Raw genomic sequence first — 20,056 nt, 5'->3', positions numbered from 1 at the left:
CCCGCAGCGCCGTGAAGCGCGCCCGATAGATGCACCGCAGGGGCGGTCATGCTGCCGCGGGCGACAGCGCCATGCCCCAAAAGCCAACCTCAAGCGCCGTGGCCGTGTTGAAACGCTCTTGCAAGGTCTTGGCCCGGGGCAGGGTTTGCCAATCCGCACCCAGACGCCGCTCTAGCCCCCCGTCGATCAGCGCTCCGACATCGCGGCACAGTGCTTGATACTCCTCGCCGCCATAGACCGCGCACCAATCGGCATAGGGGCCGTCATTGCCCCGCAGGGTCAACCCAATCTCAGCATAGCCCAGTACGCAGGGGGCGAGGGCGGCCATCAGGTCAAGGAAATCCCCTGAATAGCCCGCTTCCAGAACATAGCGTGTATAGGCGAGGTTGCCGGGAGCCTCTGCCGTGGACTCGAGCGTGGTGCGGTCGATGCCATGGCCTGCGCAGGTCTCTACATGGAGGGGCATCTCCACATGCACGAGCGCATGGACCGTGGCACTCGCGGCGGCCATTTCATCCAGCGTTTCCGCCTTGGCCGCAGCAAGAGCCCAAGCGCGGGCGAAGTGGGTCAGGAAAACATAGTCCTGCCGCAGGTAATGCAAATAGCTGGTCTGCGGCAGGCTGCCGTTGCCCAGCTGTTCGACAAAGTCATGGCGGGTATAGGCCCGCCATGTCTCTCCGGCACCATCGCGCCAAGCGGCGAAGGCCTTGCCGTAATCGGGTGCCGTCATGGTTTCGCCTGCGCTGTGACGTCGACCACCAGATCGGCGGCGGGGATCACGGTTTCCACCACGCCGCTTTCCTTCATGAAGGTCTCGAACCGGTCATAGCGCCCGTGGTCCACGGCCGCGGGGCGGGTGGCGAAACGCGGCCATGTGTCTTCCCATGCGCGGGTGTTCAGCTCGTTGCGCAGCTCGGCGTCGGAGGCAAAGAAGACCTCTCCGCTGGCCGCCGGATCATTCACGATATCGGCTGCGGCCCGTTCGGTGGCACGCAGGAAGCGGGCGATCATGTCGCGGTCCATCTCTTCGGCATGGGCGACGTAGATCAGCTCATCATAAGCGGGCACGCCCTCGGCTTCGGGGTAAAAGCAACGGCCCTCATGGCCTTCGATCTGCATCTGGTTCAGCTCGAAATTGCGGAACGCGCCGATCACCCCGTCGACTTGGCCCGACATCAGCGCGGGCGAGATCGACCAACCGATGTTGATCTGCTCCACCTCCGCAGGGGCTACGCCATTGTGGCTCAGCATCGCGTCCAGCAGCATCTCTTGCACGCCCGCCACGGCGAAACCTACTTTCCGACCCTTGAGGTCCGCCATCTCCTGCACCGGCCCATCGGCGCGCACGACAAGGCAGGTAAGCGGTGTCTCAACCAGCGTGCCCACGCGGCGCAGGTCCAACCCCTCGCGCTGGGCGAGATGTAGTTCCGGCTGATAGGACACCGCCAGATCGACACGGCCCGCCGCCACCATGCGCGGAGGTTCATTCGGGTCGGCGGGGGAGACGAGTTCGACTTCCAGCCCCGCATCGGTGAAATAGCCCTTTTCCTGCGCCAGAATGATCGGCCCGTGATCGGGGTTCACGAACCAGTCGAGCATGACGGTCATCTTGTCTTGGGCCACGGCGGGGGCGGCGATCAGCGTAAGGGCAAGGGGTGCGAGTATGTTTTTCACGGAATGGCTCCAATAGATTGTTTGTTCGGGGAAAAGGTCAGGCATCGGGCAGTGCGATCAGGGCGATCTCGCCCGGCCAGCGTGCGCGGAGGGTGTTGGCCGCGTGATGCGCGCGCAGGCCGGTGCAGCAGGCAAGCACGATGCGGGGTGCATCGGCTGGCAACGGCAAGTCCGGCAGCGCCTCGGGCGGGACATGGCGCGCTTGGGCTGAGAAAGGCGCGGGCGCCTCGGCGCGCAGGTCGATAACCATATCGCGCGGGGTGATCTGGCTTTCGGCGATGAAACCCGCGGCGCGCGCAGGCTCGGGCGCGCTGTCAAAACGAAAGCCCGACATGCGCCATTGCGCGGCGTCCCAGATCAAGAGTTGCCCCAGCGGGGAGGGCGTGAGACCCAGCAGCACCGAGAGCGCCATCTGCGCCTGCGCCGCGCCGATCATCCCCACCACGGGCCCCAAAACACCCGCCGTGTCACATGTCGCTGCGGTCTGCGGCAGGTCAGGGAAAACAGCGCGGAGCGAGGGAGCACCCCCGCAGAAACCACCGACATAGCCCGACAGCCCAAGGGCCGAGGCTGAAATCAGCGGTTTGCCCTGCGCGCGGGCTTCGTCCGACAGGGTCAGGCTGGCGGCGAAAGTGTCTGCGCAGTCGAGCGCGATATCGCAGCCCGCGAGCAGAGCGGGCGCATTGGCGGGGGTGAGCCATTCGGCTTGAGGCACAATCGTCACCTCGGGGTTCAGCGCCGCCATCGCCTCGGCGGCGGCACGGACCTTGGGCCTGCCGATATCACCCATCCGGTAGAGCGGTTGGCGGTGCAGATTGCTCAAGGCCACCTGATCGCCGTCGACCAATGTGATCCGCCCGACACCGGCCCCGACGAGATATTGCAGCACAGGCACCGCCAGCGCTCCGGCCCCGACGACCAGCACATGCGCCGCCGTGAGCCGCGCTTGCCCCTCGGCACCGACCTGCGGCAGAACGGTCTGGCGGGCGTAGCGGCTCATGCCGTCACCTCAAGCCATTCGCGCATCCGTGCCTCGGGGTCTGCGTTCAATGTGATGTCCGTGACCGCCGCCACCGTATCGGCCCCGGCGGCAAAGGCCCCCGGCGCGCGGGCGACAGACATGCCGCCAATGGCGCAAAGCGGGATATCCCCGATCCGCGCCTTCCATTCCGTCAGCCGGTTGAGGCCCTGTTCGGTCCATTTCATCTTTTTCAGAATGGTCGGATAGACGGGGCCGAGGGCGATGTAATCGGGGGCGAGGGCCAGCGCGCGGTCAAGCTCGGCATGGTCATGGGTCGACAGGCCCAGCTTCAGCCCGGCGGCGCGGATCGCGGGGATGTCGGCACTGTCCAAATCCTCTTGCCCCAGATGCAGCCAATCGGCCCCCAGTTCAATCGCCAGTTGCCAGTGGTCATTCACGACCAGCAGCGCGCCGTGCTGGCGGCAGAGGTTGAGCGCGGTGGTGATCTCGGCGCGCAGCACCTCTTCGGGCGCGTCCTTGATGCGCAGTTGCACCAGCTTCACGCCCAAGGGCACGGCCCGGGCGACCCATGCGGCACTATCGAAGACGGGGTAGAAACGCGGCAAGCTCATAGCCAAGCCTTTCCGATGACGGGGGTGGAGGGTACGGCCATGTCGCGCTGGCCCATGGGGCCGGAAGCGGCGGCAAGCGCGCCCGCGCGGCAGGCCAGCGCAAAGGCTTCGGCCATGGCGGCGGGGTCTTCTGCCTCGGCCACAGCGGTGTTCAAGAGCACCGCGTCGAACCCCATCTCCAACGCCTGCGCCGCATGGCTGGGCAGGCCGAGGCCCGCGTCGATCACCATGGCCACATCGGGAAAGGCCGCCCGCAGACTGCGCAGCCCATGCAGGTTGTTCAGCCCCAGCCCCGAGCCAATCGGCGCGCCCCAAGGCATCAGCACCCGGCAGCCGGCATCGATCAGCCGCGCGGCTAGCACTTGGTCCTCGGTGGTATAGGGAAAGACCTCGAAGCCATCGGCACAAAGCGCCTCGGCGGCCTCGACCAGCCCGAAGGGGTCAGGCTGCAAGGTGTCGGCATGGCCGATCACCTCCAGCTTGATCCAATTGGTCCCGAAATACTCCCGCGCCATCTGCGCCGTGGTGATCGCCTCCCGCGCGGAATGGCAACCGGCAGTATTGGGCAGCAGATGCACGCCCAGCCCGCGCACCATGTCCCAAAACGCCTGTCCCGCGCCTTGCTCGCGGCGCAGCGAAACCGTGGCGACCGGCGCGGCGCTTTGGCGAAAGGCGGCCTCCATCACCGCGGGCGAGGGGTAGCGCGCGGTGCCTAGCATCAGCGGCAGGGGCAGGGTGGTGCCGTAGAAATCGCGCATCGCTCAGCCCCCCTGCATGGCGCTGAGCACTTCGAGCCGGTCGCCGTCGCTCAGCATGGTCTCGCCCCGCGCGCCTGCGGGGACGAAGCTGCCGTTGAGCGCCGTGGCGACTTTCGCCGCGCCCCAGCCGAGCTCTGCCAATGCCGCGTCAAGCTGGGAGGCCGCGACCTCACGCGCCTCGCCGTTCACTTCAATCTTCACGGAATAAATCCCCCGTTGTCGCTGTTGCTAGAAATTCTGCCGCCTGTTCCGCCAGAGCAGGTGCCATGAGAAAGCCGTGCCGGAACAATCCGTTCAGATGCAGCACCGCCCCGCGCTGCACGATGCCGGGCAGGTTGTCGGCAAAGGCCGGGCGCAGGTCGGCGCCCATCTCGATGATCTCGCCCTCGGCAAAGCGCGGGTCGAGCGCATAGGCGGCTGAGAGCAGTTCCAGCGCCGAGCGGGCGGTCATGCCGCTGCGGCTGGCGCTTTCGATCTGGGTCGCGCCCAGCATGTAGATGCCTTGCCCGCGCGGCACGACGTAAAGCGGGTGGCGCGGGTGCAGCAGGCGGATCGGGCGGGTGAGGGTGACATCAGGGGCGCGCAGCAGGATCATCTCGCCGCGCACGGCACGCAAACCGGGCAGAGCGTCGCGGGCCACCATGCCGCGGCAGTCGATCACCGGGCCTGTGACCTCCGAAGGGGTGAGGGCCGTGGTCTCAACCGTCACGCCCTCGGCGGCCAGCGCATGGGTCAGGTCTTGCAGCGCTTGGCGCGGGTTCAGATGCGCTTCCTCGGCAAAGAACAACCCGCGGCGATGGCGCCCGGCGAGGTCCGGCTCACAGGCCGCGATGGCTTCGGCGTCGCAGTCGCTGTGGCCTTCGGTGCGGGCGGCGAAACGCTGCAATTCCGCGCGGTCCCGCTCGGGGGCGAGGACCAGCGTGCCCCGATGGGTGACTTCCGTGATCTCCCCCCATAGCGCCGCGGCACGCCGCCCATGGGTCACCACCGCAGGCTCGCTCAGCGCCCCTTCGCAGAAGGGCGCGAGCATGCCGCCCGCCCACCACGAACAGCCGTGCGGCCCGGGCGGGCCTTTGCGGTCGACGAGCCGGGGCCGCAGCCCCTGCGCTAGACAGGCCCGCGCGGCCCAGAGCCCTGCCACGCCCGCGCCGATGATGGTGACATCACTCATGGGGCCAAACGCCGTGAAAATGATGGACCGGCCCGTGGCCATGGCCGATGTTGAGGGCGTCCGCCGCGGCAATGGCGCGTTGCAGATAGCTATGGGCAGCTTCCACCGCCCCCGGCAGAGGCAGGCCCCGCGCCAGACCGGCGGCAATGGCGGCAGAGAGCGTGCAGCCGGTGCCATGGGTGTTCGCCGTCTGCTGGCGGGGCGCGGAAAGGCGCAGGGTGTCGGCCTCGGAAATCAGCAGATCGACGCAGGTCTCGCCCTTGCCATGGCCGCCCTTCATCAGCACCGCGCGGGGGCCGAGCGACAGCAGCGCGCGGCCCTGCGCCAGCATGGTGGCCTCGTCGGTGGCTTCTTCTGTGTCCAGCAGCCGCGCGGCCTCGGGCAGGTTCGGCGTCAGCACATGGGCGCGGGGCAGCATCCGGTCGCGCAGGGTTTTGACCGCTTCGGCAGAGAGCAGCGCATCGCCGGATTTCGCCACCATCACCGGGTCGAGCACAACGGGCGCGGCGCAGTCTGCCAGCCCCTCGGCCACGGCGGAGATCGTGGCCGGGTCGCCCAACATGCCAATCTTGACCGCGCCGATGGCCAGATCGTCAAAGACCGCCGCCATCTGCGCGCGGATCATCGCAGGCGCGATCATGGCGACTGCGGTGACGGCGCGGGTGTTCTGCGCGGTCACGGCGGTGAGCACGCTGGCCCCATAGACGCCAAGCGCGCTAAAGGTCTTGAGATCGGCTTGAATCCCCGCCCCGCCGCCGCTGTCGGAGCCCGCAATCGTCAGTGCTTGAAACGCCATTCGGCCCCCCATTTGTTAGATGGGCCGAGGGCATGGAGATACGGGGTAAACGACCGCCCAGATGGGGCTGATGCTTGCTTCCGTTCCCTACGCCGGTACGACCCGGATCAGGTTCGATGGGTCGGTTTTCACCTCTCAGCCTTGCGGCACCCCAACGGATTTCCGGCAGGCTAGCGAGGGGCGTTCATAGGGTCAACAGGGGATCGGTTATTTATTGGTTTGCTTTTTATATCATGTAGTTACGGTGTGTACCTCATGCATTGCATGAGGATTCGTTAATGAAAATCCCGCGATTTGGGGATCACCTTGGCATCGCGCGGGTGGCCGTGCATGGCCACCTGACCGGGCAGCGGATGGGTCGGGTGATCGCCCCGCGTGGTGATGCCGGGCATCGGTGCCTCCGACAGCGCCGCCAGCCGGTCAGAGCGGTTCTCAAGCCGCTCGGCCACCACGTGGATCACCCGCCCGTCGGTCTGCACGCGCCCCTCCACGACCAGAAGCCGCGACGACATGATCGTGGGGCGGTAGAGCTTGAACATGTTTGGCCAGATCACGAGGTTGGCGACGCCGCATTCATCTTCCAGCGTGATGAAACAGACGCCCTTGGCGCTGCCGGGTTTTTGCCGCACCAGCACCAGCCCGGCGAGCTTCACCCGCCGCCCGTGGCCCATGCGCGAGAGGTCCCGCGCAGAGGAAAACCCCTGTGCGGCGAGGCTGGCGCGGTAGAAGGACATCGGATGCGCCTTCAGCGACAGGCGCAGCGTCTGATAATCGGCCACCACCTGCTCGGCCTTCGGCATCGCTGGCAAATGCACCTCCGGTTCGGGGCCGCGGGCCGAGGCCTCGGCATGGTCGAAGATCGGCAAGGCCGGCGCGTCGCGCAGCCCCTGCGCCTGCCAGAGCGCTTGGCGCCGGTCGATCCCCATGCTGCGCATCGTGTCGGCGGCGGCCAACTGCCGGATCGCCTTGGCGTCCAGCCCCGCGCGGGTCTTGAGGTCTTCGACATCCACGTAAGGCGTCTCGCGCCGGTCCATGATTCGCGCGCCCGCTTTCTCCTGCAGTCCGTCCACCATGCGCAGCCCCAGCCGCAAAGCAAAACCGTCGCCGCAAGGCTCCAGCGTGCAGTTCCAGTCCGAGAGGTTCACGTCCACGGGGCGCACTTCGACATCATGCTCGCGCGCATCGCGCACGATCTGGGCGGGCGCGTAGAACCCCATCGGTTGCGAGTTCAGCAGGGCGCAGGCAAAGGCCGCCGGGTAGTGGCATTTCATCCATGAGGAGACATAGACCAGCTTGGCGAAACTCGCGGCATGGCTTTCGGGAAAGCCATATTCACCAAAGCCCTTGATCTGGTCGAAGCAGCGCTGCGCAAAGACCGGGTCGTAGCCGCGCTTGGTCATGCGGCCCACCATCTTGTCCTGCAGCTTCTCGATCGTCCCGCGCGAGCGGAAGGTGGCCATGGCCTTGCGCAGCTCGTTGGCCTCGGCGGGGGAGAACCGCGCCGCGTCGATGGAGATTTTCATCGCCTGTTCCTGAAAGATCGGCACGCCCAGGGTCCGGCTGAGGATGCTAAAGAGTTCATCCTGCGGATAGGCCGGGCCGGGGGCGGGGTAGACGACGCTTTCCAGCCCCTGACGGCGGCGCAGGTAGGGGTGCACCATGTCGCCTTGAATGGGGCCGGGGCGGACGATGGCGACCTCGATCACCAGATCGTAGAAGACGCGCGGCCGCAGTTTCGGCAGCATCGCCATCTGCGCGCGGCTTTCGACTTGAAAGACTCCAAGGCTGTCGCCCCGGCAGAGCATGTCGTAGGTGGGCCGACCGGTGGCGTCGTCCTCGTGATCCTCGACCGGCACCGTGGCCAGTTCCAGCGGGCGGTCGTAATGCGCCTCGATCAGGTCGAAGCATTTGGCGATGCAGGTCAGCATGCCAAGGGCGAGGATATCGACCTTGAAGATCTGCAACGCGTCGATGTCGTCCTTGTCCCATTCGATGAAACTGCGCTCGGGCATGGCACCATTGCCGATGGGCACGATCTCGGTCAGGGGGCGTTCGGTCAGGATGAAACCGCCGACGTGCTGGCTCAGGTGCCGTGGCATGCCGATCATCTGGGAGGCGAGTTTCAGCACCATACGCAGGTAGGGGTCTGAAAGGTCCAGGCCTGCTTCGCGGGCGCGGGCGTCGTCCATCTCGCCCTCGAAACTGCCCCAGACGGTGCCGGCGAGTTTCGAGGTCACGTCTTCCGAAAGCCCCATCGCCTTGCCGACCTCGCGAATGGCCGAGCGCGGGCGGTAGTGGATCACCGTGGCGCAGAGCCCGGCGCGGTGGCGGCCGTATTTGCCGTACATGTATTGGATGACTTCCTCGCGGCGCTCATGCTCGAAATCCACGTCAATGTCGGGCGGTTCGTCGCGTTCCTCAGAGAGGAAACGCTCAAACAGCAGGTTGTGTACGGCGGGGTCGACCGAGGTGATGCCGAGGCAGAAGCAGACAGCGGAATTGGCCGCCGAGCCGCGCCCTTGGCAGAGGATCGGCGGCTGCGCTTCCTCGCGGGCGAAGCGGACGATGTCGTAGATGGTCAAGAAATAGCGGGCGATTTCCTTGGTTTCGATCAGGGCGAATTCCTTCTCGATGGTCTTTTTCACCGCCTCTGGCACGCCGTCGGGGTAGCGCCGCGCGGCACCCTCCCATGTGAGGCGCGCCAGTTCCTCCATCGGGCTGCTCCCCTCGGGGACGATCTCATGCGGGTATTCATAGGCCAGATCGGTGAGACGGAACGCGATGCGGTCCGCCAGCCGCCGCGTCTCGGCGATGGCATGGGGCCAGTCGGCGAAGAGGCGCATCATCGCCTCAGGCGATTTCAGATGCCGCTCGGCATTCGCGGCCAGAAGGTAGCCCGCCTTGGGCACGATCACGCCTTCGCGGATCGCCACCATCACGTCTTGCAAGGGCCGCCGGTGGCGCGCGTGGTAGAGCACGTCGTTGGTCGCCATGATCCTAAGGCCATGGGCGCGGGCCAGCGCATCCAGCCGGTTGATCCGGGCGCGATCATCGCCCCGGTAAAGGTGACTCGCCCCCAGATGCCGCATCTCCGGCAGCGCCTTGACCAAGCGCGGCAGGCCGGCGGCAAAGACGTCGAGGTTCTCGGGCGGCATGACGATCAGGTGCAGCCCTTCGGCCTGTTGCGCCAGCATCTCAAGCGTCAGATGGGTCTCGCCCTTTTGCTGCCATTCGCCGTCCACCGATTGCATCTTGCCCGCCGACAGCAGCGTCGAGAGCCGCGCATAGGCGGCACGGTCCTGCGGGTAGGCCAGCAGTTCGGTGCCGCAGAGCAGCACCAGCCGCGCGCCGATCAGGGGGCGAATATGGGCCTTCTCGGCCTCCACATGCAGCCGCACCACGCCCGCGAGGGTGTTGTGGTCCGCGATGCCGAGACTGTCGTAGCCGTGGTGATGCGCCGTTTCGACCAGATCGACGGCGTCCGAGGCGGCGCGGAGGAAGGAAAAGCAACTCGCCAGCCCGAACTCCACGTAGTCCGCACGGGGTGGCGGGCTGAAGCCGTCTTCGCCCAACGTGCGGCGCTTATGTCCCTCTTGCTCGGGCATCAGGCGAAGAGCCCGTGCAGGAACCAGCGCGGTTCGGCCCCGCGACCGTCGTGGATCACGCCCTCGCGGTAGAGCCAGAAGCGCTGGCCGCCCGCGACCTCCACTTTATAGTAATCGCGCAGCCGGGTGCCGGGGCGGTCGCGCCACCATTCGGGGGCGATGCGTTCGGGCCCGGCGTGGCGGGTGGTCTTGTAGGTGACGCGGCGCCAGTTGAACTGCGAGGGCGGGCCTTCGGGCACGGCGTAGATCACGCGCACCTCCTCGGGCGGGGTCAGCAGGCGCAGCGGGCGTTCGCGCAGCAGCGCGGGGGCGGCTGTGGGGGTGGCTTGAAGTGCCTCGACGCGTTCTTCGACCGCCTCGGGCTTGTGGGTCTCGCGCCACTGCGGCCAGCTCACCTTTTCGGGCCCCAGCTTGGCGACCAGACGGTCCAAAAGCCCGGCCACATCCGCCGAGGGGTCGCGTTTGCCGTCGAGGTGGTCCTGCATCAGCGGCAGCGGCTCGCTCGCCAGCGCCTCCAGCGTCATGAGGTCAAAGCCAAAGCCGCTGTCGATGTTCTCGAGCTTGCCGTCGAAGAGCCGGCGCAGATGGGCGGCGTCCCGGCTGGCGCGGGCGGTGGCGGTGTCGAGGCCGCGCCAGTCGCCGTCGATGCGGTAGACGGTCAGCCGCAGCCGCCGCGCGCCCAGTTCCGCCCGGGCCAGTTGCGCGCAGAGGTCTTCGACCAGCGCGGGCAGATGCGGGGCGGGGTCGAGCACCGGTTCGGGCAGGCGGCTGCGGGCCATGAAGTGACGGTGGTCGGGCGGGGCTTTGAGCGGATCGGCGGCCTTGCCGAGCGCTTTGTCGAGCAGGATCAGCGGGTTGTGCGTAGGTTTCAGGCTGGCAAAGCGGCGCATCAGTGCGGCGCGGGGCAGATCGCTCAGCGCGCCGATGGTCTTGAGGCCAAGCCGGTCCAGCAGCCGCGTGGTCTGCGCATCCAGCCGCAGGGCGGCGACGGGCAGGGGGGCGAGGGCGGCGCTCACATCCTCGGCGGTGCAGATATGCGCGCCCGAGCCGAAACGCGCCAGCGCCTGCGCGGCACCGGGGGTGGGGGCCATGGCGCAGCGCGCGGTCAGCCCCTGCAGGGCAAAACGGCTGCGGATGTCGCGCAGCATCGCCGCCTCGCCGCCGAAAAGATGCGTGCAGCCGGTCACATCGAGCAGCAGCCCGTGATCGACGTCCCGCGCGGTCCAGGGGCACCAGCGCCGCGCCCAATGCACCAGCCGCTTGATCAGGGCGATATCGCCGTCCAGATCGGCAGGCTCGACATGCAGATCGGGGTGGATCGCCTGCACGTCGACCACCCGCGCGCCCGTCTCGATACCCCGGGCGCGGGCAGCGGTGCTCAGCCCATGGACCACCGGCTCATGCGTCCCGTCGCGCGACAGGACCACCGGCACCTCATCCCCCGGAACGCTGCGGTATTGGCTGATCACCCGGCGCCAGCGCTCCATCGTCAGATCGGGGAACCAGACGGAGACGATCCGCGGCGCGGGGGCTGTGGCGTTTGTCGGGCTCATGGTCGGCCACCCAGCGGCCGGGCGCATGGCCGCGGGCGCGAAACAGCTCCAGATCCCAGCGGGCCGCGCCCGGGGCCTGCGGATCGTCGGGATGCGCCTGCGCGGGCAGGGAGGCGATGCGCCAGCGCATCCGCGCCGCGCTCAGGCCCCCGGGGTCGCCACTGCGGATGAGGTAGAGCGGCACGCCCGAGGCCTCGGCCCGGAGCGACAGCCGTTTGGTGGCGGTGAAATCCAGCACCTCCGGCCCGCCATGCACCTCGCCCACCACGGCGGAAAGACCGGCGCAGGCCGCGCCTTCCTCCATCGTCCAAAGCACGTCGCGCGGATGGCTGGCACTGACCAGAAGCACCGGCTGCTCCAGTCCGAAAGCCGCAAGGCTGGGGGTATAGGGCGCGCCGTTCTCGCGCCGCGACAGGAAGTCCTGAACCCAAAGCACCGGCCCCTTGCCGCGCGGCAGCAGCGACAGCACGAAGCCACTCGCCGAAGCACTGGCGAAGGCCCCCGGAAAGACATCCGTCAGCGGCGCATGCGTGGCCAGAACCCCCGGTTCGGGCGGTGTCGACGGCCGTCGCCGCGGCAGGGTAAGGACCTGCCCATATGTAGAATCGGTTGTCATGCACGACTCCATATGTTCACATTTTGTTCTATTCATAAACGATGAACTGCGGCCCTGTCAAAATTTTGAACCGCCCCCCGCGAAGCCCTTGCCGGGGCGCGGAAAAACCGCATCTACTGGACGCAGGGCGCGACAGGAGGCGAAAATGTGCAATTTATATTCCCTCACCAAGGGGCAGGACGCGATCCGCGGCTGGTTCGACGGGATCGAGGACAATGCAGGCAATCTGCCGCCCATGCCCGGCATCTACCCCGATTATCCCGCCCCGGTAGTGCGCCACGGCGACACCGGCCCGGTGCTGGAGATGATGCGGTGGGGCATGCCGTCCCCGGCCTTTGCGCTTAAGGGCAAGAAGACCGACCGCGGCGTCACCAACATCCGCAACATCGCCTCACCGCATTGGCGGCGCTGGCTGGTGCGGGAGCATCGCTGCGTCGTCCCATTCACCGCCTTTTCCGAGCCGCTGAACCGCCCCGGGGAGCGTTCGCGCCCGATCTGGTTCGCGCTTGGCGAGGACCGCCCGCTGGCCTTCTTCGCCGGGGTCTGGACGCAATGGACCTCCGTGCGAAAACTGAAGGACGGGGAGACCACCGACAACCTCTATGGCTTCCTGACCACCGAGCCCAATGCCGAGGTCGCGGCCGTGCATCCCAAGGCGATGCCGGTGATCCTGACCACACCGGGCGAGGTGCAGAGCTGGTTGAGCGCAGAGACCGCCGACCTGCCAAGGCTGCAACGTCCGCTGCCCGACGGCGCCCTTCAGGTCATTGACCCCGAGGATTAAGCCGCCTCGGCCATCATCCGTGCTGCCATCGCGAGGTCCGAGCGAAACTGCGCCTCGGCCTCCTCGCGCACCCGGGGATCGGGGACGCGCAAGAGGTAGGAGGGGTGCAGGGTGATCAGCACCGGAATGCCCTCCGGCCCCGCCTCGATCGTGCCGCGGCGTTTCAGGATACCCGTGCCCTTGCCGGTGAGACTCTGCGCCGCCGTAGCGCCCATGGCGAGGATGAGCTTCGGCTGCACCTGCGCCACCTCGGCGTTTATCCACCAGCGGCACTGGTCGATCTCCGGCGTCTCGGGGCGCTGGTGAATGCGGCGTTTGCCGCGGGCGGTGAACTTGAAATGTTTGACCGCATTGGTGACGAAGGCGGCGTCTCGGTCGAGGCCGGCCTCACCGGCGATGCGGTCGAACATCTGCCCCGCCGGCCCGACGAAGGGGCGGCCCGCGAGGTCTTCCTGATCGCCGGGCTGTTCGCCCACGACCATAAGATCGGCATGCACCGGCCCTTCGCCCGGCACGGCCTGCGTGGCGTGACAATGAAGCGGGCAGCGGGTGCAGGCGCGGATCGCGGACGGAAGCTCTTCGGCCGGGCCGTCCCAAGCGGACTCAAAAGCCGAAAGCTGCGCCTGCACCCGGTCCATGCGCGCGGGCGGCAGGGTCGGTGCGGCTTCGGCCATGGCACGCGCGCGGGCCGGGGCCTCGGCGATCATCTGGGGGATGAAGGCGGCCTCGGGCATGTTCTTCCAGTATTTCTTGGGCATCTCCGATTGCATCGCCTTCACCATCAGGCGGGCGGGATTGAAGATGTTCTGGAAGTAAGTGATCCAAAGCTGCTCGCCCGCGTCCTCGGGCAGGTCAGGCTTGGCGTGGCCTTCCTGAAAACTGAGCTTGCCGCCCTCGAAGATCGCCGAGACATCGGGCGTCAGGATGCGCCAGTCCATGTCGGAAAACCGCCGCACGAAGAAATCCGCCGTCGGCTCCACCGTGTGATGCGTGGGCTCGAACCACGCGGCGAAGCTGCGGCGCGGGGCGTTTGGATCACCGATCTCGCGGAAGCGGACAAACGCCTTCATCTTGTGCTGGCAGCGGCGGACGTTCTTCTCCATCCCGCGCAGCACGGCGAGGTCGGCATCGCCGCGGTCCGACATCAGATGCGGCGCGTCCTTCACGCGCCAGAGGAAGGCATAAAGCCGCGCGAAACGTTCCGGGTCGCTGTGCCAGACGGCGGTCTCGGCCATCGACACGAAGCTGCGCGGCACCGCGACGCGGCCCTTGGCCGTCGGCGCGGCTTCCCCGCCAAACAGGTCTGGGGCGGCGGCATGGTCGCCCCAGAGGATCTGCTCGGGCGGAACGCCCGCGGCCAGAAAACCGCGCGCCGCCTCGCGCCATGCCTTGGCGGTGCCGATGGGGGGCAGGGAGACGCGGTGCATCAGAACAGGGTCAATTGCTCAGGCGGCGGCGCGAAGCGCGCGCGCAGGTCGGCGCTGTCGGTAAGGCCGCCGGGCGTCCAGCCCCCCGCGGTGACAAAGGCGCGGGCCTTTTTCATCGAGGCGCCCATGCGGGTCAGGTCTTCGTAGCGCAGGGCGCGATGGCGACGGGCGGCGAGGATGCGGTTGACGGTCTTCACCCCGAACCCCGGCACCCGCAGCAGCATCTCGCGGCTGGCGCGGTTGACGTCGAGGGGGAAGTGTTCGCGGTGCACCAGCGCCCAGGCGAGCTTCGGGTCAACCTCAAGATCAAGATTGCCGTCGCGGGTGACGGAGGTGATCTCGTCCAGCTGAAAATCGTAGAACCGCAGCAGCCAGTCGGCCTGATAGAGCCGGTGTTCGCGTTGCAGGGGCGGGCGGATCAGCGGCAGTTTCGCGGAACTGTCGGGAATGGGCGAGAAGGCAGAGTAATAGACCCGCTTCAGCTTGTAGCTAGAATAGAGCCGCGTCGATTGCCCCAGCACGGTGGCGTCGTTCGACCCATCCGCGCCGATGATCATCTGCGTCGACTGGCCCGCGGGGGCGAAGCGCGGCGGGCGTTTGCCGGAGTAAGACTTGTCCCTGCTCGCCTCCTTGGTCATCCGCACATTGGCCATGGCGCGGCGGATCTGCTCGGGCTTTTTCTCGGGCGCATATTGCTGCACCGCCGTGTCGGTGGGCAGTTCCACGTTGATTGACAGTCGGTCCGCCAGACGGCCCGCTTCCTCGATCAACTCAGGGGAGGCGTCGGGGATCGTCTTGAGGTGGATGTAGCCGCGAAAGTTCTCCTCGTGGCGCAGCTTGCGGGCGATCTGCACCATGTCCGACATCGTGGCATCGGGTGAGCGGATCACGCCCGAGGACAGGAACAGCCCCTCGATATAATTGCGGCGGTAGAACTCGATGGTGAGTTTCACCACCTCGTCCACGCTGAAGCGCGCGCGCTCCACGTTCGAGGAGACGCGGTTGATGCAATAGCTGCAATCGTAGATGCAGAAATTCGTCATCAGGATCTTGAGCAGGCTGATGCACCGCCCGTCCGGGGCATAGGCGTGGCAGATGCCGCTGCCTTCGTTGGAGCCCAGCCCCTTGCCATCGCGCGAGTCGCGCTTGGTGGAGCCCGAGGAGGCGCAGGAGGCGTCGTATTTCGCCGCATCGCTGAGAATCGCCAGTTTTTGATCGAGTGTCTGTTTTACCATGCGTTCTATATATGTTCTCGCGTCAGCGGCGTCATTAATCTATCTTAATGCCGCGACAATTTGCGCATGGAACTGATGAAGCGCGCGTAAGGGCAAGGGAAGCCGAGATTAAATTGACGTAGGGAAATCTAGTCGCTACCAATTACATGCAGATACATATTATGCATTTGCATGCGAGGGCACCGAGGCAAAGATCGCGGGCTTTTGATCACAACTGGGAGACGACCATGAAAACAACAACCACGCTTAGCGCGGCGGTCTTTGCCGTCAGCACATTTGCCACCGGCAGCATCGCTCAGGCCGAAGAAGTGACCCTGCGCGCCGTTTCTGCCTTTACCCTTGGCACCGCCTTTAGCCGCGAGTTCGAGTCCTTTGTCGAGTGGATCAACGAGAACGGCAAAGGGGTCGTGCAGATCAATCTGGTCGGCGGTCCTGAGGCCGTGCCGCCTTTTGAACTGGGCAATGCGGTGCAGTCCGGCGTCGTCGACATCGCAAATAACACTACGGCCTATTACCCCAACCTGCTGCCCACCGGCGACGCACTGCATTTGGCCGAGAACACCATTCAGGACCAGCGCGCCAATGGCTGCTATGAACTGGTCGACCGTATCCATCAAGAGCAGATGAAAGTGAAATACCTCGCCCATGCGGGCGACGGGATCGGCTATCACCTTTATCTCACCAAACCGGTCGAGGGGCCGGATCTGAGCGGTCTGACCATCCGTACCACGCCGGTTTACCAAGCGATGTTTACGCAGCTTGGCGCCAACCTCGTGCGGACCGCGCCGGGCGAGGTCTACAGCGCGCTGGAGCGTGGGGCGATTGACGGCTACGGCTGGCCCTCGCAGGGGGTGCTGGACCTTGGTTGGGACGAGCAGACGAAGTACCGTGTCGACCCGAGCTTTTACAACGTCGACGTCAACGTTCTGGTGAACCTTGATACTTGGAACGGGCTAACGGAGCAGCAGCGCGCCAAGCTGGCCGAAGGTGCCGCTTGGATGGAAGAACTGAACAACGACAACGCGGATCGGAACGCCTCGGAATATGCGGCGCAGGCCGAGGCGGGTATCGAGACGATCACCTTTGGCGCGGCCGATGCCGAGACTTGGATCGCTGCCGCCCGCGATGCCGGTTGGGCCGCGGTGGAAGAGGTCGATGCCGATCTTGCGCAGCAGATGCGCGCCTGCATGACCAAGTGATCCTCCAATGATCTCTAGAATGTTTGACCGGACACTCCGGGGGCTGGCCGTTTTTTCGGCTGGTATCCTCGGGGTGATCGCGGTGTTCATTGCTCTCAATGTTGTGCTGCGCAATTTTGGCCTGCCGGTGGTCTATGGCGCGCTGGATGCGATCCAATACGCGCTGATGATCGCCACCTTCCTTGGCGCGCCTTGGGTGCTGTCGATCGGTGGCCATGTGAAGGTCGATCTGATCACCAGCAATCTTGCGCCACGCACGGCCCATGTGCTCACCCGTCTCACCAGCGCCATCGGCGCTGTCACGGCAGGGGTGTTGGGGTGGTACGGATTGCAAGCGGTGCTGGCGTCGGCCGCGCGGGGGTCGATGATCCGCACGTCATTCGTCATTCCGGAATGGTGGATGCTGGCCTTCGTGCCGCTGTCATTGGCGCTTTGCACGGTTATTTTCATTCGCCGCCTTTTCTATCCGGAAACGGCCGAGCGTAGTCTGAGTGGTCTTTGAGATGGATTGGGCTTTGATCCTGACGCTCATGCTGGGCAGCCTCGCGGTGCTTTTGCTGATCGGCTTGCCGGTCGCCTTTGCCTTTATCGCCGTGACCACCGTGGGCGCATACTTCGTGCTGGGTGGCGAACGTGGCATTCTGCAGCTGGCGCGCAACTCGGCGCAATCGGTGGCGAATTTCCAGCTTGCCCCGATACCCCTGTTCATCCTGATGGGGGAGATCCTCTTCCAGACCGGGGTGGCGCACCGCGCCATCGACGCCATTGAGCGGGTGGTGACCCGCATCCCGGGCCGCATGTCAGTGGTGACGATCTTCGGCGGCACGATCTTTGCGGCACTCTCCGGCTCGACCATCGCCAATACCGCGATGCTGGGCGGCACGCTGCTTCCGGGGATGCTGAAACGGGGCTACCACCCGTCGATGGCCATGGGGCCGATCATGGCTTCGGGGGCGATTGCGATGCTGATCCCGCCTTCGGCGCTGGCGGTGCTGGTGGGCTCGCTCGCCGGTATTTCCATCGCGGGGCTGCTGATCGCGGGGGTACTTCCGGCCTTGCTGCTGGCGGTGCTTTTCGTGGCTTATGTGGTGGGGCGCAGTGTATTGGACCCAAAGGTCGCGCCGCCCGATGTTTACGAGGATATGTCGCTGCGCGAACGGTGGACGCCTTTTGCGATCTATGTCTTGCCGCTGACGGTACTTTTCGCGGTGGTAATCGGCTCTCTGCTGGCAGGGATCGCCACACCCACGGAGAGCGCTGCGCTGGGCAGTATCACGGCGGTGATCATCGGGGCAGCCTATCGGGCCTTGAGTTGGGAGAAGATGGGCCGTGCCCTGATGGAGACGCTGAAACTGTCGGTGATGATCCTGTTCATCATTGCGGCCAGCCAGACCTTTGCGCAGGTGCTGAGCTTTTCTGGCGCGACCAACGGGCTGATCAATGCAATCAACGCGGTCGATCCGACGCCTTTGATGGTGCTTTTGGGGATGATCGCGATCCTGCTGTTTCTGGGGTGTTTCATCGATCAAGTGTCGATGTTGATGGTGACGGTCCCGGTTTTCGTGCCCCTGGCGGGCGCGATGGAGATCAACGAGCTGACCCTCGGCGTGGTTTACCTGTTGACCATGGAGATCGGTCTGCTGACACCGCCCTTCGGGCTGCTTCTCTTCGTCATGCGGGGCGTGGCACCCGAGGGGATCCGGATGCCGCAAATCTATGCCTCGGTGATGCCCTTTTTGTTAATCAAGCTCTTCGTGCTGGCGCTGGTCGTCTGGCTGCCGGGCATCGGTACTTGGTTGCCGGGCTTAATGGGCCGCTAATCCGCAGGGCGACGCGTCCGAGCGTCGCCCTACAACCTATTGCCTCGGTTCAACATTTCCCCTCACCGCAGCCATACGCAGCCCTCCGCCTGCTTGCATTACCCTGCGTAATACGGTTGTAATTCCGCGAGGAGGCAATCGGCTTTCCCAAGAACAACACGTGAGGAGCACCGTGATGGCAAACCCCCTTTATGACACTCTGTTTGGCCGTCACGCGGGCAAGACGACCGCCTTTTTGCACCTTGAGGGCGGGGTGACGCTGACCCATGCGGGCTTTCTGAGCCGGGCGGGCCGCTTTGCCCATGTGCTAACCGAGCTGGGGGTGAAGCCGGGTGACCGGCTCGCGGTGCAGATCGACAAATCCGCGGATGCCTTGGCGCTCTATGCCGCTTGCGTGCAGGCGGGCGTGATCTTTCTGCCGCTGAACCCGGCCTATACGGCGGATGAGGTGCGCTATTTCGTGACCGACAGCGGGGCGGCGGCTTTTGTCTGCCAGCCTGCGCGGCGCAACGAGATGGCGCCGCTGGCCAAGGACACGGGCTGCCAGCTTGAGACGCTGGGCACCGAAAACGATGGCAGTTTTGCGGACCGCGCAGCCTCGGCCCCCGATCAGTTCGAGACCGTCGCGCGTGGGGGCGATGATCTGGCGGCCTTCCTCTATACCTCCGGCACGACGGGGCGCTCAAAGGGGGCGATGCTGACGCAGGCGAACCTTTTGTCCAACGCGCAGACGCTGGCCGATCTGTGGCGTTTTACCAATGCAGACGTGCTGCTCCATGCGCTGCCGATCTTCCATACCCACGGGCTTTTCGTGGCGACGAATGTGACGCTGGTGGCGGGGGGCGCGATGATCTTTATGCCCAAGCTCGACATCGACCGGTTGATCGACCGGATGCCCCATGCCACCGCGATGATGGGGGTGCCCACCTTCTACACCCGGCTGTTGGACGACGCGCAATTTACCAGCGAGACGGCGGCGAATATGCGGCTGTTCATCTCGGGCTCCGCCCCGCTGTTGGCGGAAACCCATGTGGATTTCGAGACCCGGACTGGCCACCGTATCCTTGAGCGTTACGGCATGACCGAGACCAATATGAACACCAGTAACCCCTATGAGGGCGAGCGCCGCCCGGGCACCGTGGGCCTGCCGCTGCCGGATGTGGAGTTGAAGATCACCGACCCCGAAACCGGCGCGACCCTGCCGGATGGCGAGATCGGCAGCATCGAAGTGCGGGGGCCGAATGTCTTCAAGGGCTATTGGCAAATGCCCGAGAAGACTGCCGCTGAATTGCGCGAAGACGGGTTTTTCATCACCGGCGATTTGGGGCGGCGCGATGCGGATGGCTATGTCACCATCGTGGGCCGCGACAAGGATCTGATCATTTCAGGCGGCTATAACATTTACCCCAAGGAGGTCGAACTGCTGCTCGACGACCAACCGGGCGTGTTGGAAAGCGCGGTGATCGGCGTGCCGCACCCCGATTTCGGCGAAAGCGTCGTGGCGGTGCTGGTGGCACGCCGGGGGGTGGAGCTGGACGTGGAGCAGATCGCCGCGGGCGTGGCCGGATCGTTGGCCAAGTTCAAACAGCCCCAGAAGTTGATCGTGCTGCCGGAACTGCCGCGCAACACGATGGGTAAGGTGCAAAAGAACGTGCTGCGCGAAAACTACCGGGACCTCTTCCAGCCGGGGTGACGCGGCCCGAGCGGTACTGTCGGACGGGCAAAGGCACAGGCATCCCCCTCCCACGGGGCAGGGCGGGGGCGTAACCTGCGACAATCTGGCGTTTATTGCCCGGTTTCGCTTGAGGTGCCGGGAAAATTTCTA

Annotated in this window: 18 protein-coding genes and 1 riboswitch; of the genes, 5 read left to right on the top strand and 13 right to left on the bottom strand. The window is 65.7% G+C overall.

Features of this window, described 5'->3' with window-relative positions:
- Positions 1-46: 46 nt before the first annotated feature.
- The 11 genes from ACGYK9_RS03490 to ACGYK9_RS03440 all read right to left on the bottom strand — a co-directional run bounded on the left by ACGYK9_RS03490 (position 47) and on the right by ACGYK9_RS03440 (position 11,766).
- Positions 47-730: a TenA family protein gene (locus ACGYK9_RS03490; RefSeq protein ID WP_394408609.1), complete on the bottom strand. Its 684-nt coding sequence runs from the start codon at positions 728-730 to the stop codon at positions 47-49.
- Positions 727-1,674, bottom strand: coding sequence for an ABC transporter substrate-binding protein (locus tag ACGYK9_RS03485; RefSeq protein WP_394408607.1), 948 nt, complete (start codon positions 1,672-1,674; stop codon positions 727-729). The genes ACGYK9_RS03490 and ACGYK9_RS03485 overlap by 4 nt, the downstream gene beginning before the upstream one ends.
- A 37-nt stretch (positions 1,675-1,711) precedes the next feature.
- Complete coding sequence (locus tag ACGYK9_RS03480; protein ID WP_394408603.1) at positions 1,712-2,674, bottom strand: ThiF family adenylyltransferase; 963 nt, start codon at positions 2,672-2,674, stop codon at positions 1,712-1,714.
- Entirely contained in the window at positions 2,671-3,267 is a 597-nt protein-coding gene (locus ACGYK9_RS03475; protein WP_394408600.1) for a thiamine phosphate synthase, read from the bottom strand. The genes ACGYK9_RS03480 and ACGYK9_RS03475 overlap by 4 nt, the downstream gene beginning before the upstream one ends.
- Entirely contained in the window at positions 3,264-4,025 is a 762-nt protein-coding gene (locus tag ACGYK9_RS03470) for a thiazole synthase (RefSeq protein WP_394408597.1), read from the bottom strand. The genes ACGYK9_RS03475 and ACGYK9_RS03470 overlap by 4 nt, the downstream gene beginning before the upstream one ends.
- Positions 4,026-4,028: 3 nt before the next feature.
- Positions 4,029-4,226 carry a sulfur carrier protein ThiS gene (thiS, locus tag ACGYK9_RS03465; protein WP_394408594.1) on the bottom strand — a complete coding sequence of 66 codons (198 nt, stop codon included), beginning with the start codon at positions 4,224-4,226 and terminating at the stop codon, positions 4,029-4,031.
- Positions 4,216-5,196 (bottom strand): FAD-dependent oxidoreductase, encoded by a 981-nt coding sequence (locus ACGYK9_RS03460; protein ID WP_394408591.1) that lies wholly within the window; start codon positions 5,194-5,196, stop codon positions 4,216-4,218. The genes thiS and ACGYK9_RS03460 overlap by 11 nt, the downstream gene beginning before the upstream one ends.
- Positions 5,189-5,992 (bottom strand): bifunctional hydroxymethylpyrimidine kinase/phosphomethylpyrimidine kinase, encoded by an 804-nt coding sequence (thiD, locus tag ACGYK9_RS03455; protein WP_394408588.1) that lies wholly within the window; start codon positions 5,990-5,992, stop codon positions 5,189-5,191. Before thiD ends, ACGYK9_RS03460 begins: the two co-directional genes overlap by 8 nt.
- 67 nt (positions 5,993-6,059) lie before the next feature.
- Positions 6,060-6,156: riboswitch (TPP riboswitch) on the bottom strand.
- A gap of 111 nt (positions 6,157-6,267) precedes the next feature.
- Positions 6,268-9,597: an error-prone DNA polymerase gene (locus ACGYK9_RS03450; RefSeq protein WP_394408585.1), complete on the bottom strand. Its 3,330-nt coding sequence runs from the start codon at positions 9,595-9,597 to the stop codon at positions 6,268-6,270.
- Positions 9,597-11,084: a Y-family DNA polymerase gene (locus tag ACGYK9_RS03445; protein ID WP_394408970.1), complete on the bottom strand. Its 1,488-nt coding sequence runs from the start codon at positions 11,082-11,084 to the stop codon at positions 9,597-9,599. The genes ACGYK9_RS03450 and ACGYK9_RS03445 overlap by 1 nt, the downstream gene beginning before the upstream one ends.
- On the bottom strand, positions 11,032-11,766 hold the full coding sequence (locus ACGYK9_RS03440) for an ImuA family protein (RefSeq protein ID WP_394408582.1): 735 nt from the start codon (positions 11,764-11,766) through the stop codon (positions 11,032-11,034). The genes ACGYK9_RS03445 and ACGYK9_RS03440 overlap by 53 nt, the downstream gene beginning before the upstream one ends.
- 145 nt (positions 11,767-11,911) lie before the next feature.
- Here ACGYK9_RS03440 and ACGYK9_RS03435 point away from each other — a divergent pair, with 145 nt between their 5' ends.
- Complete coding sequence (locus ACGYK9_RS03435) at positions 11,912-12,550, top strand: SOS response-associated peptidase (RefSeq protein ID WP_394408579.1); 639 nt, start codon at positions 11,912-11,914, stop codon at positions 12,548-12,550.
- Here the strand turns inward: ACGYK9_RS03435 and ACGYK9_RS03430 are convergent.
- Complete coding sequence (locus ACGYK9_RS03430; RefSeq protein ID WP_394408576.1) at positions 12,547-13,977, bottom strand: UdgX family uracil-DNA binding protein; 1,431 nt, start codon at positions 13,975-13,977, stop codon at positions 12,547-12,549. The genes ACGYK9_RS03435 and ACGYK9_RS03430 overlap by 4 nt on opposite strands.
- On the bottom strand, positions 13,977-15,212 hold the full coding sequence (locus ACGYK9_RS03425) for a putative DNA modification/repair radical SAM protein (RefSeq protein ID WP_394408573.1): 1,236 nt from the start codon (positions 15,210-15,212) through the stop codon (positions 13,977-13,979). Before ACGYK9_RS03425 ends, ACGYK9_RS03430 begins: the two co-directional genes overlap by 1 nt.
- 227 nt (positions 15,213-15,439) lie before the next feature.
- Between ACGYK9_RS03425 and dctP the strand changes: the two genes are divergently transcribed.
- From dctP to ACGYK9_RS03405, 4 genes are all read left to right on the top strand, one after another.
- Positions 15,440-16,411, top strand: a complete 972-nt coding sequence (gene dctP / locus ACGYK9_RS03420) for a TRAP transporter substrate-binding protein DctP (RefSeq protein ID WP_394408570.1) — start codon at positions 15,440-15,442, stop codon at positions 16,409-16,411.
- Between the two features lie 19 nt (positions 16,412-16,430).
- Positions 16,431-16,913, top strand: coding sequence for a TRAP transporter small permease (locus tag ACGYK9_RS03415; RefSeq protein ID WP_394408567.1), 483 nt, complete (start codon positions 16,431-16,433; stop codon positions 16,911-16,913).
- Between the two features lie 13 nt (positions 16,914-16,926).
- Complete coding sequence (locus tag ACGYK9_RS03410) at positions 16,927-18,231, top strand: TRAP transporter large permease subunit (RefSeq protein WP_394422384.1); 1,305 nt, start codon at positions 16,927-16,929, stop codon at positions 18,229-18,231.
- 175 nt (positions 18,232-18,406) lie between these two features.
- Positions 18,407-19,924 carry a malonyl-CoA synthase gene (locus tag ACGYK9_RS03405; protein WP_394408561.1) on the top strand — a complete coding sequence of 506 codons (1,518 nt, stop codon included), beginning with the start codon at positions 18,407-18,409 and terminating at the stop codon, positions 19,922-19,924.
- Positions 19,925-20,056 lie beyond the last annotated feature (132 nt).

Origin of the sequence: Sulfitobacter sp. 1A15258 (assembly GCF_043557045.1) — a bacterium.
Classification (GTDB): Bacteria; Pseudomonadota; Alphaproteobacteria; order Rhodobacterales; family Rhodobacteraceae; genus Sulfitobacter; species Sulfitobacter faviae.
This window is presented reverse-complemented; position numbering and strand designations above follow the sequence as displayed.